Below are 12,029 nucleotides of genomic sequence, written 5' to 3'. Positions count from 1 at the left end.
GGTCACGTCCATCGTGCCGGCTCACGGTGACCTGCGCCTGTGACCGCAGTGAACGCTGGGGTGCCGGGCCAGGCACCGGGCACCCTGGCGTTCACGGCGGCAGCCGTACCGGCGCGGCGTAAAGGACTGTCGCCGACGCATCACCGGCACTGGGGTACTACGGTCTCACTGTCTGCGCGCTCGTGGGGGGAAGCGACGAAGCCGACAGATGGGGTTGAACACGTGGATCTGACCTATCCACCGGAGGTGGCGGATTTTCGCCGGGAGCTGCGGGCCTGGCTGTCCGAGCAGCTTCCCGCCGCGTGGGCGGCACCGGGATTCTGGGCCACCCTGGGCGAGGACGAGGCCTTCGACCTGCGCCGGGGCTGGGAGCGGCGTAAGGCTCTGGCCGGATTCGGCGGGATCGACTGGCCGGTCGAGTACGGCGGGCGCGGCGGTTCCGCGACGATGGCGGCGGTCGCGGACGCCGAGCTGATGCACGCCCGCGCGCCACGCTCGGTGAACCCGTTGGGTCTGACGTTCCTCGCCCCCACCGTGATGGCCGTCGGGACCCCGCGGCAGAAGGCCGAGATCCTCGCGCCGATGCTGCGCAACGAGGTGATCTGGTGCCAGGGGTTCTCCGAGCCGGAGTCCGGCTCGGACCTCGGCTCCGTGCGTACCCGTGGCGAACGTGACGGCGACGAGTTCGTTGTCAACGGCCAGAAGGTGTGGACGACGTCGGCCCGCCGCGCCGACCGGATGTTCGCCCTGGTGCGCACCGATCCGGCCGCAGGCCGCCACCGCGGCCTGTCGCTGTTGCTGGTCGATCTGCGTTCGCCCGGGGTCGAGGTCCGTCCGATCCGGCAGATGAGCGGGATCAGCGAGTTCGGCGAGGTGTTCTTCACCGATGTCCGGGTGCCCGCGGCGGACTGCGTCGGCGGGCTCGGCAACGGCTGGGCGACGGCGATGCTGCTGCTGTCGTTCGAGCGCGGGTCGTCGGCGATGGGCCAGTACACCGACTTCCGCCGGGCCTACGACCAGATCGTCGAGGTTGCTCGGGCGCTGGGCCGCGACCGTGACCCGCTGGTCCGTCAGTCCCTCGCGCGCCGACTGGTGGAGCTGGAGTGTCTGCGCTACCACGCCCTGCACGTGCTCACCGAGGTCGAGCGCGGTCGGGACCTGGGCTTCGCCTCGTCGGTCACCAAGCTGCAGTGGTCGCAGACCTACCAGGATCTGTTCGACACGCTCGACGAGGTGCTCGGCGCGGACGTCGGCCTGGACCAGCCGCTCGGCGAGCTCGGTGATCTCGATCTCACCGCGCTGCGGCGGGAGAGCTTCTGGAGCCGATCGGTGACCATCTGGGGTGGGTCATCCCAGATTCAGCGTTCGATCGTCGCCGAACGTGTCCTCGGTCTGCCCCGCGGCTCCTGATCCCGGATGGCCGAGCCCGACCACCCTCGCCCCGGCGCAGCCGCCGGCCTGACTCCCGTTCCGAGGAGCCTGTCCCGTGTTCTTCGATCTGACCGACGAACAGCGTGCCCTGGCCGAGACCGTCCGGGACGTTCTCGCCGACCGATGTGACCTGACGGCCGTGCGGGCGGTGTTCGAGGACACCGACGGCGACGGCCATCCGCGCGAGCTGTGGCGGACGATCGGCGACCAGGGCTGGCTGTCGGTGTGCGTGCCGGTCGAGTACGGCGGGCTCGGTCTCGGTCTGCTCGATGCGCAGGTCATCGCGCGGGCGTTCGGCGCCGGTGTGGTGCCCGGACCGTGGGCGTCCACCGTGCTTGCCGGTGAGGCGGTGCGCCGTTTCGGCTCGTCGGAGCAGGCCGCCGCGGTTCTGGGTCCGCTCGGTGCCGGGGAGCTCGTCGCCACCGTTGCGCTGCGCGGGCCGGGCGGTGGTTTCGGCCGGACCGGTATCGCCGTGCGGGCCAGTCCGGACGGCCGCCTCCACGGCATGGCCAGCGGGGTGGAGTACGCCGCTGTTGCCGGTCTGCTCGTCGTCGCCGCCCTCGAACCGGGCCCCGCCGCCGACACCCGTTCCGCTGCCGGTCGGCGCACCGCTGACCAGGCTGGTGTGGCCGGTGTCGGCGTTGATGCCGTGGTTGCCGATCGGGTCGGGCTGTATCTGGTGGAACCGTCCGCGGCCGGGGTGCGGGTCGCACCGCAGTCGGGGTTCGACGCGACCACCCGGCTCGCCGCGGTGACGTTCGAGGGTGCACCCGGCCGGCGCCTGCCCGGCTCGGATGACGCCGCCCTCACGGACCTGTTGCGCCGCGGGGCGGCGCTCGCCGCCGCCGATCTGGTCGGGATCGCCCGCGAGGCGCTGCGGCGCACGGTCGCCTACGACATCGCCCGGGTTCAGTTCGGCCGTCCGGTCGGCTCCTTCCAGGCGCTCGCGCACCACCTTGCCGACCTGCACGTCGCGGTCACCATGGCCGAGCATGCCGTCCTGTTCGCCGCCCACGCCATCGACACCACCGAGCAGCCGGACACCGAGCAGCCGGACACCGAGCAGCCGGATGTGGTTCTCGCGGTGGCGATCGCGAAGAGCAAGGCCAGTGACACGGCCCGGGAGGTCACCGCGGCGATGATCCAATATCACGGTGGCCTCGGTTACACCTGGGAGCACGACACCCACTTCTTCTACAAGCGTGCGAAGCGGCTCGCGACGGCCTATGGCGACAGCGGGGACCATCTGGCCGAGATCGCGCGGACGGCGGTGAGCCCCATGTCGTGACCCCGGGCGAGCACGGCGTCGGGGGATGGCAGACACATGTCCAGATCGGTGGACATTTAGGTTTACTCGGAGCTTTTCCCCGGCCTGAGCGGCCGCGCGATGACCGCCGCGTGTCCCGGGTGCCAGCACGGGTAGCCAGATCGTCCACACTTATGCGCTATGAACGGACGTTCCGTGCAGGCACTGTCAAGGGTGATGGTTCGGTGCGCCATCCAGCTACGGGTGATGCACCTGGCGTTTCTGCTCTCGTCCGTCGCCGTCTGGTTCACCTGGTACCGCTCGCATCCGGTCGGGGCGGGCGCGGCGGGCGCGATGTTCGCCTGGAGCGTCCTGGTCCTCGTCCTGCTGCGCCGCCAGCGTGTGGACGGCTCTGACCTGGACGCTCCCGACCGGCGCCTGGATGGCGGGGGCGCCGCCGACGAGCACGGTTCTGCTGCCGGACCGGGCGCCACCGGTGAGCAGGAGCACTCCGGCGGGCGAGGCGGCACCGATGACGAGGAGCGGCGCGGCGAGCCGATCCGGATCAGTCCGGTGCTCGTGGGCCTGGACGTGGCGGTGGCGGTGGCGGGTGCCGCTGTCGCCCCGTGGATCGTGCCGGAACCCGTGCGCGGCGACCCGGCCTCGTTCGTGTTCGTCGGCGCCCTCACCGCGGCGGTCACAGCCGCGTTCACGATGACCCACCGGGTCTTCGCCGCCACCGTCGCGTTGCTGTGCGCCGTCCACCTCGCCACCGGCGTGGGGCATCGACCGCAGATCTTCGCGGCGACGTTGATTCTGCTCGTCGTCGCCTTCCTGTTGCGTTATGCGCTGGCGCGGCTGTTACGGGTTGCCGACGATGCCGACCTGCGTCAACAGCGGTCCACGGCGCACCGTCGGCGCACGCTGGTCGCTGAGGCGCGTGAGCGGGCGGCGCAGGAAAGCGAACGGCTGCTGCACGACACGATCCTCAACACCCTGACCGGTATCGGCATGGCCGAGGACGGGCCGGTCGACCTGCTGCGCGAGCAGTGCGCGCACAGCGTCCGCGAGGTGGAGGATCACCTCGGCCCGCGGCACGATACCGGTAGCCGGCCCGGATCCGGCGTCCTCGAGCGTCTCGCTCGGACGATGACGCAGGCCAGCCGCACCGGCCTGCAGATCACAAGGGACGGCGCCGGGGAGGGGACGGACGTGGGCTGGGTGCCCGACGAGGTGGCGGCGGCCGTTGCCGCGGCGACGGGGGAGGCGCTGCGCAACGTCCGGGCGCACGCCGGTACCGGCGAGGCCCGGGTGATCACCCGGGTCGAACCCGGCCGGTTGCGGGTCAGCATCCTCGATCGGGGGCGAGGTTTTCGACCGGACGAGGTCGCGGCCCACAGTGCCCGGCTGGGCCTGCGCAACTCCGTGTCCGCCCGGATGCGTGCCGTCGGCGGCGAGGCTCACATCTGGTCGAGCCCAGGTCAGGGCACCGAGGTTGCCCTGACCTGGGCTGAACCGCCGCGGGTCGCCACCCACCCGGCGACGTCGGCCGCCACCTGCTCGTCCGACGTGCCCGAGTCGGCGGCGGCGGTTGCGGATCGGATCGAGGAGGAGCTGAGCGCGACGGTCCGGCGCGCCTTCGCGGTCGCGGTGGTGGTGGGCTGGCTGGCCTCGCTCATTCCGGTGATCGTCCATCGGGACCAGGCCCGTTCCGTGCCGCTGTCGCTGGGAATCTGGCTGGTGACGCTCGCCGCGGTCGTGACGACGGCGTGGATCGGCCGGCGTCGGCCGCTGCGGCCGGCCGAGGCCCGCGGCGCGGTGCTGCTGGCCATCGCGTCGGCCGTCGGTGGGGCGTTGAACACCGACGACTCGTCCAGCGAGGTGATCGTGTGCTGGGCGACGACCATGGTCAACCCGCTGTGGCTGGCGTTTGCCGTGCAGTCCCGGCGGCGCCGGGAGCGGTACGCCGCCGCTGCCCTCGCGGCCCTGACGATGATCGCCCTCGTCCTGGTTCTGGGGGGCCGGCAGGACCACCTGGTGTTGGCCCGGCTCGGCGGGGCGATCTACGCGCTGGTCATCCTGCAGGTACTGGTCACCATGTTCGGACCGGTGCTGCGGGCCAGTGCCCAGGAGCGGGCCCGGGCCGAGCAGCTGGCGGCCGGCGTCACCGACCAGCGGATCCTCGACCACGCCCTGCGCCGTGACCGCGAGCAGCGCCTCGCCCAGCTCGACACGCGCTTCCTGCCGCTGCTGCGCGACCTCGCCGCCGGCCGGCTCGATCCGACCACCCCGGACGTCCGCGCGCGGTGCACCGCGCAGGCCCGGGCGCTGCGCCGGGAGCTCACCGGGGCGGGACCGGAGGTCCTGCAGGACTTCGCCGAGCCGATCGAGGCGGCCGAAGCCCGGGGGGTCGCCGTCACGGTGCAGGCCGACGGCCTGTTCACCGCCGTCCCGGCGGCGGTCGGTGCGGAGTTCCTCGCCCGGGTCTCGGCGGTGCTGGCGTCCGTCGGACGCGGGACGGTGCTGCTCACCGGCTACCTCGACACCGATCAGGCGGACGTCTATCTGACCTATCCGGTACGGGCCGTGATGGCACCCGCGCAGGGGGGCGGCCGGGCGGCGACGCTCGCCGACTTCGGCCGGTTCGGCGAGTTCGGTCCGGCCGGCGCGGGTCTCGTGCGTTCCCGTGCGTCGATGACCGATGGGATCGTCTGCGTCGAACTGCGCTGGTCCGCCAGCGAGACGTCCCCGGACGCCCCGTCGGTGGACGGCCTGGGCGATCAGCCGGGCTCCCCGGCGCTGCTCGAACCCGCCGCGTCGTCCGCGGCGGCGCTGCTCGCGTCGTCCGCGCCGGTTGTTCCGTCCGCGATGGCGGGGATGCGTGGTTCGGTGCCGGTCGGGGACGAGCCCGGGTCACCGGGACGGGGCGTGGTCGAACAGCAGGGTGGCGGCGGCGAGCGCCGTGCGGCGTTCCGCCGGGACCAGACCGATGCGTGACCGGCGGTCCACCAGGTCCGCCGGCTCGAGCGCCCCTTCGTGGCGGATCGCGAACAGCCACTCCGCCCCGGTGACGGATGTCCCGCCGCCCACCGGTTCGCCCAGCTCGGGGCTGTCGGCGGCGAGCGCGAGCACCTGGGGCGCCTCCGTGCCGTAGCGCTCGACCAGCCGGCGCGGCGCGGCGATCTCGGCGAGGCGGTTGCGCGGGGCCGCACCGACGAGCCCGAGCCGGGTGGTCCGGCAGGGGCCGGCGGCCAGGCCCGCCACGGCGATCGCCGCGTCCACCGCGTCGGCGGCCATCCGCCGGTAGGTGGTGAGCTTCCCACCGACCACCGTGACCAGGCCGTCCGCATCGGCGTGCACCAGATGGCGCCGCGACAGGTCCGCCGTGCGCGACGATGCGCGCCCGCCGGCCCCGGGCTGGCTCGCCTCGGCCGGGTGGCCCGGTCGGTGGGCCGGTGGCGGCCCGTCCAGCAGCGGGCGCAGACCGGCGAACGCGCCGAGCAGGTCGGTCCGGTCCAGCGGGGCCGCGAGCACCCGGGAGACGACCTCCAGCAGCTCGGTGATCTCGTGGTCGTCGGGTTCGGGTACGTCGGTGATCGTGTCGACCGGGACGTCGGTGAGCCCGACGTAGACCCGTCCGTCATCCTGCGGCAGCATCAGCGCGAACCGGCCGAGCTCGCCCGGGATCGGCACCGACAGCGCCGCCCGACCGCCGGCGAGCACCTCGGAACGCACCACCAGATGGGTGCCCCGGCTGGGACGCAGCCGGATGCTCGGGGCCAGCGTCGGTGCCCACACCCCCGTCGCGTTGACGACGGCGCGGGCCCGCAGCCCGACTTCCCCGCCGCCGCGTCCATCCAGCGCGGTCACCTCGAACCCCGCCGCCGCGCCCGTTCCGGCTCGGCCGACCGCTTCGATCCGTTGGACGCGCAGCCTGGTCAGAATGCGGGCACCGAAGCCGGCCGCGGTACGAGCCAGCGCGACGACCAGCCGGGCGTCATCGACCAGCTGCCCGTCCCAGTACACCAACCCACCGCGCAGCCCGGCCCGCCGCAGTGCCGGAGCGAACCCGAGCGTCTCCATCGCGGTGAGCCGGCGTGACCCGGGCAGGACGCCGCGTGGGGTGCCGGCCGCGCGGCGCAGCACGTCGCCGACGCCGAGGCCGGCCCGCACCAGCGCCGCCCTCGGGACCGGCAGGTCGCCGGTCAGCGGCGTGACGATCGGCAGCGCCCGCACCAGGTGCGGCGCGGTGTGTCGCAGCAGGATGTCGCGTTCCACGGCGCTCTCCCACGCCACCGGGAGGTCACCGTGGGCCAGATAACGCAGGCCGCCGTGGACGAGCTTCGAGCTCCACCGGCTGGTCCCGAACGCCAGATCATGCGCCTCGGCCAGCGCGACGCTCAGCCCGCGCGACGCCGCGTCCAGCGCGACCCCGACGCCCGTCACCCCGCCGCCGACGACGAGCAGGTCGACCACCCGTCCGTCCGCCAGTTCCGCCAGTTCCCGCTCCCGCCGCCGCGCGTGCAGGGACGTCCCACGAAGCCCCCCGCCAGCACCGCTGCCGCGGCCGGCGTCGTCGCCCGTCACGTGGTCCGCTCCGGGTCCGACTCCAGGTCCGGGTCCTGTGCTGGGGCCGGAGCCAGGTAGGCGTGCAGGAGACGGCGTAGTTCGCCGTGGCGTGTCGCGGCGCCGACCCGTCCGCCCAGCGCGTCCGCGGACAGCACGTAGGACTGCGCTACCAGCAACACCATCACGGCCAGTGCCTCGGGATCGCCGCTGCGTACCGTGCCGGCGCGGGCGGCGGCGCCGAGCTGTCCGGCGAGCAGGTCGACGATCATCTGCTGGGTGGTGCCGCGCCGCTCGGTCAGATAGGGCAGCAGCATCTCCGCGTCGGTCTCCAGGATGCGCCGGTAGACCGGGTTCGCCCGGAAGGCGTCGACCGTCGCGACGATCTGGTCGACGATGCCGTCCAGATCACGGCTGTGCGGGTCGCGCCGGGCGAGTCGGGCTGCCGCAGTGACGATCGAGCTCCATTCCCGGGTCATCACCTCCCCGACGAGGGTGCGCAGATCGGGCCAGCGGCGATAGAGCGTCATCCGGCTTGTTCCGGCCCGGCGGGCGACTTCGGTCAGCGTGGTCCGCCGCACCCCGACCGCCAGCAGCGATGCCTTCGCCGCGTCGAGCACGACCGCGTCCCGCACGGTGCCCTCCGGCGCCGCGCCGTCCCGCGCCGCGCCGTCCCGTACGGCGGTACGCGGCGGATCGCCGTCCCGCCCGCTGTCCCGTCCGCCGTCCCGCCCGGTGGCCTGCGGCGAGTGCGCGTGTGGTGCGTCCGTGCCGATGGTCAACGCCGTACTCCTTCCGCCGGCCTGAGGTGGAGGGTGCCCGGCCCATACGTGCCCGGCCGGGTCGTCGGGCTGTGTCATCTGTCGGGCTGTGTCGCCTGTCGGGCTGTGTCGTCTGTCTGGCTGTGTCATCGTGGCGTCGAGATCTGTGACAGTGTTACATCGTCTGTCACACTGTCACGGTCGCAGTCTACCGAGACGGACCACAGCCGAACCGAGGTGCCGATGACCAGCGCCGAGATCCACGCAGCTGCCGCCCGTGGGGCCGAACCCCCCCACGGGCCTGCCGCCTCCGCCTCCGCTGCCGAGCCGGTCTGGTGGGGCTGGGGGCCGGCGTTCGCGCACCACCCACTGCCCCCGGGTGTCTCGGATCTGCTGGTCGGGCTTGGCATTCCCGTGCGGCCGTCGCGACCGGTGGCGCTGGCCGACGTGCGCCTGCCCGCGGTCCGGCTGCCCGCTGCGGCCCGCCAGGCGCTCGAGGCGGTTGTCGGCGAGGTCCACGTCCGCACCGACGACGAGACGCGGATCCGGCACTGCCGGGGGCGCTCCACCACCGATCTGCTGCTGCTGCGCTCCGGGGACGCCGGCGCCGCGCCCGACGCGGTGGTGCTGCCCGCGGATCACGACGAGGTCCTCGCGCTGCTGCGGGTAGCCACCCGTGAGCGGATCGTCGTCGTGCCCTACGGCGGCGGGACGTCCGTCGTCGGCGGGCTCGCTCCGACCGCGACGCAGGGGCGCCCGCTGATCGCGGTGGACCTGCGCCGTCTCGACCGGCTTGGCCGTATCGACCGCGAGTCCGGTACCGCCGAACTCGACGCCGGGCTGCGCGGCCCCCGCGTCGAGGAGCTGCTCGCGCCGCATGGGCTCACCCTGGGCCACGTGCCGCAGTCGTGGGAGTACGCGACCGTCGGCGGTTTCGCCGCCACCCGGTCCAGTGGGCAGGCCTCCGGCGGCTACGGCCGGTTCGACGAGATGGTCGTCGGGCTGCGGGTGGCGACGCCGGCCGGCAGCTGGGACCTGGGCCGGGCACCGGCCTCGGCCGCCGGGCCCGACCTGCGGGCGCTGGTGCTCGGCTCCGAAGGGGCCTTCGGCGTGATCACACAGGTGACCGTGCGGGTGCGCCCGCTACCGGCCCGGCGAATCCACGAGGGCTGGTGGGTGCCCGACTTCGCCACCGGTACGCGCCTGCTGCGCGATCTGTCCGCCCGCGACCTGCGTCCCACCGTCTGCCGCCTCGCCGACGAGACCGAGACCATCGCCAACCTGTCGGGGTCCACCCCCACCGTGGGCTCGGCTTCCAGGGAATCGGCTGCTGCGGGCTCGGTCACTCCCGGCCCGACGTCGGGTAGCTCGGTGCCGGGTAGCTCGGTGCCTGGTGACTCGATCCCTGGTGACTCGGCGTCCACGGGGGTGGCCGGAGACAAGGAGAAGGCCGGGGCCGGCACAGGTGTCGGCGGATGTCGGCTGATCACCGGGTTCGAGGGGTCCGGGACGGAGGTGGCCGACCGGGCCGCGCAGGTCGCGAGCATCCTGCGAGCGGGCGGGGCGACCGCGCTCGGACCGGATGTCGGCCTCGACTGGGAACGCGGTCGCTTCCGCGCCCCCTATCTGCGCGACGCCCTGCTCGATCTCGGCGTGTTCGCCGAAACTCTGGAGACGGCTGGCTTCTGGTCGTCCCTGCCGGACCTCTGTACCGGCGTGCGCCGGGCCCTGACCGACACCCTGGGCCGCGCCGGCCTGGCACCGGTGGTGATGTGCCACGTCTCCCACCTGTACGCCACGGGCGCATCGCTGTACTTCACCGTCGTGTGCGCCCAGGGGGACGACCCGATCGGGACCTGGCGGGCGGCCAAGGCCGCGGCCGGTGAGGCGATCGTCGCGGCCGGCGGGACGATCACCCACCACCACGCCGTCGGTACCGAACACCGGCCCTGGCTCGGCGCCGAGATCGGCGGTCTCGGCCTCGACGTCCTGCGTACGGTGAAACGCACCCTCGACCCCGCCGGCATCCTCAACCCCGGCGTTCTCGTCCCCTGACCCCGAGCTCCGTGGCGTGCGTCTGCTGACCCCAGGCCCCGTCTCGTGGGCCGTGGGCCGCGGGCCGTGGGCCCGCGATGAAAGCTCAGGTCAGCGGGGTGCACGGGTGGGGTCGGACGTGGGTGGGGGTACATCCCGGGGATGCAGACCTTCGGTGCTGTGGTCGTCGCGATGCTGCTCCTGACCATTCCCGCGTTCGTCGTCCTGCCGCCGCTGGTCTGGGCGTTCGTGAACTGCGCCCCGTTGCGGGTCGCCGCCCGGGCCGAGGCCGACCGCGAGCGGCGGGGCCTGCGCCGCCCCACCTGACCGGCGGTAACCCTCCTCCACCGTGGGCAACCTCGATGGCGACAGGAACATCATGATCCGCCGCCGCGATCTCGCCCACCAGCCCGCCCACTCTCCGCAGCCAAACCGCCCCGCACCCACACGGCCAGCAACCCACTCCCCGCCCCTGCCACGCCCCGCAACCGACCCGCCAGCAAGATCCGGATACACGTGTCGCCGTGGGTGCATATCGGAGACGAACACCCCACGGCGACCCCTGCGTGCCCTGCACGTCCGCAACCCCCGAAACTGTGGTCACAGAAAGGAGCCGCGCTCGAGGAGTGGTGTCGCGTCGCGCGGACAAGCCGGCAGGATCCACGACGACCTGCCTGGCGCGGTCATGGCGGACGGGGTGTCGCGTGCCGTGATGGACCGCGGGGTGCGATGGTGACGCACCGATCCGGCCATCCCCGACATGTCCGGTCCCGGACTCGGCGAGGATGTGGGGTATGAGCAGCTCCCGGACGGGCGCCAACGCAGCGGTCGACCCGGCGGCCGACGACGGTGCGGGGATGGCGGCGGGAACGGCGGGGGAGGAGCCGTCCGGCCGGGGGCTGGTGGTGGTCGGGCCGGGGGCGAGCTTCGGGGTGGAGCTGCTGCGCCGGTTCGGTCGGGAGGGGTTCGCGCTCGGCGTGGTGACCCGTTCGGCGGAGACCCTGGGGCGCATCCGCGCCGAGCTGGCGGCGCAGGAGCTGACGGTGTCCGGGCTGGTGGCGGATGTCACCGACGCCGCGGGGCTGACCAGAGCGATCGAGCGGGTGTCCACCGAGATCGGCGGGCTGACCGTCCTGGTGTACAACGCCAAGATCAGTATCCGCGGGGCGGCGCTCAGCATGGCGCCGTCCACGCTCACGGACACCTTCGCGGTCAACGTCACCGGCGCGCTGGCGACGGTCCAGGCCGGCATCGGTCCACTCGCCGAGCGCCCGGGCGCCACCATCCTGCTCACCTCCACCAGCCCGCGGACGGCGCCGGTGGCCGGGCGGTTCGCACTCGCCGTCGGCAAATCGGGGCTCACGGCCCTGGCGGAGGCGCTGCGCCCGGTACTGGCGATGCGGGGGGTGCGGCTGCGCACCGTCCTGCTCGATGGTCGGGTCGCGCCCGACGGGCCGCTGCGTCCGGGCGAGGTCGCCGAGCACTACTGGCAGGCGTACGCGGCGCCGCGCGGCGACGTCTTCCGGCTCGCACCGGTCAGAAGGGACACCTCGGTGGCACAGCTCCCCCTGGAGGTGTGAGCTGACCTCCGGGCCGGCCGACCTGGTCTCCCGTCGCCGATCCGACATGTCCTTGTTCGGTATGGATCTCACCCGGACAGCCGCGAGACATGCGAAACATGCGACGATCCGGCGACAGGACGATGCGGTGGGAAAGCGATCCGGTGGCATTCGGCGTCCGACGGATGCCGGGGACGACCGGGCAGCGACGGCGGCCGCCGATGGGGCACGGCAGGAGATGGTGCGGTGAACGACGGACGCGACGGCGACGGGCGCGACGGCGACGGTGGTTGGCCCGAGGCGGACATCACCCAGGTGGCGCCCTCGGACGAGGACGCGACCCAGCTCGGCGATCCGCGTGGCCCGGGGGCCGGCGGTGCTGCGGGGGCCGGCGGTGCCGGTGCCGCCCGGTCGCGCCGCGCGGGTCCCGCC

At 73.5% G+C, this 12,029-nt stretch carries 8 protein-coding genes and 1 pseudogene; 7 read left to right on the top strand and 2 right to left on the bottom strand.

Annotation, left to right across the window (positions count from 1 at the left end; genetic code table 11):
* Positions 1-222: 222 nt before the first annotated feature.
* The 3 genes from ND747_RS17320 to ND747_RS17310 all read left to right on the top strand — a co-directional run bounded on the left by ND747_RS17320 (position 223) and on the right by ND747_RS17310 (position 5,674).
* On the top strand, positions 223-1,410 hold the full coding sequence (locus tag ND747_RS17320) for an acyl-CoA dehydrogenase family protein (protein ID WP_251734646.1): 1,188 nt from the start codon (positions 223-225) through the stop codon (positions 1,408-1,410).
* Between the two features lie 76 nt (positions 1,411-1,486).
* On the top strand, positions 1,487-2,719 hold the full coding sequence (locus ND747_RS17315; protein WP_251734645.1) for an acyl-CoA dehydrogenase family protein: 1,233 nt from the start codon (positions 1,487-1,489) through the stop codon (positions 2,717-2,719).
* A 174-nt stretch (positions 2,720-2,893) separates the two neighbouring features.
* Positions 2,894-5,674, top strand: coding sequence for an ATP-binding protein (locus ND747_RS17310; RefSeq protein ID WP_251734644.1), 2,781 nt, complete (start codon positions 2,894-2,896; stop codon positions 5,672-5,674).
* On the opposite strand, the gene ND747_RS17305 is transcribed toward ND747_RS17310, so the two are convergent.
* Positions 5,591-7,264, bottom strand: coding sequence for a glycerol-3-phosphate dehydrogenase/oxidase (locus ND747_RS17305; protein WP_251734643.1), 1,674 nt, complete (start codon positions 7,262-7,264; stop codon positions 5,591-5,593). The two genes, ND747_RS17310 and ND747_RS17305, sit on opposite strands and share 84 nt — an antisense overlap.
* Positions 7,261-8,025, bottom strand: coding sequence for a TetR/AcrR family transcriptional regulator (locus ND747_RS17300; protein ID WP_251734642.1), 765 nt, complete (start codon positions 8,023-8,025; stop codon positions 7,261-7,263). Before ND747_RS17300 ends, ND747_RS17305 begins: the two co-directional genes overlap by 4 nt.
* A gap of 222 nt (positions 8,026-8,247) precedes the next feature.
* On the opposite strand from ND747_RS17300, the gene ND747_RS17295 reads away from it, so the two are divergent.
* The 4 genes and pseudogenes from ND747_RS17295 to ND747_RS17280 form a co-directional block, all read left to right on the top strand.
* Positions 8,248-10,059: an FAD-binding oxidoreductase gene (locus tag ND747_RS17295; RefSeq protein ID WP_251734641.1), complete on the top strand. Its 1,812-nt coding sequence runs from the start codon at positions 8,248-8,250 to the stop codon at positions 10,057-10,059.
* Positions 10,060-10,200: 141 nt separating this feature from the next.
* On the top strand, positions 10,201-10,365 hold the full coding sequence (locus ND747_RS17290) for a hypothetical protein (protein WP_251734640.1): 165 nt from the start codon (positions 10,201-10,203) through the stop codon (positions 10,363-10,365).
* 467 nt (positions 10,366-10,832) lie between these two features.
* On the top strand, positions 10,833-11,618 hold the full coding sequence (locus ND747_RS17285; RefSeq protein WP_308204646.1) for an SDR family NAD(P)-dependent oxidoreductase: 786 nt from the start codon (positions 10,833-10,835) through the stop codon (positions 11,616-11,618).
* A gap of 225 nt (positions 11,619-11,843) precedes the next feature.
* Positions 11,844-12,029, top strand: a pseudogene (locus ND747_RS17280) (collagen-like protein); the annotation flags it as partial.

The sequence above is a fragment of the Frankia sp. R82 genome, assembly GCF_023716925.1.
Taxonomy (GTDB): domain Bacteria; phylum Actinomycetota; class Actinomycetes; order Frankiales; family Frankiaceae; genus Frankia.
The sequence above is the reverse complement of the archived record's forward strand: the minus strand, read 5'-3'. Positions and strand labels throughout refer to the sequence as shown.

Coding starts and splice junctions, on each gene's coding strand:
- ND747_RS17295 (WP_251734641.1), top strand. CDS start 8,248: ATGACCAGCGCCGAGATCCACGCAGCTGCCGCCCGTGGGGCCGAACCC.
- ND747_RS17290 (WP_251734640.1), top strand. CDS start 10,201: ATGCAGACCTTCGGTGCTGTGGTCGTCGCGATGCTGCTCCTGACCATT.
- ND747_RS17285 (WP_308204646.1), top strand. CDS start 10,833: ATGAGCAGCTCCCGGACGGGCGCCAACGCAGCGGTCGACCCGGCGGCC.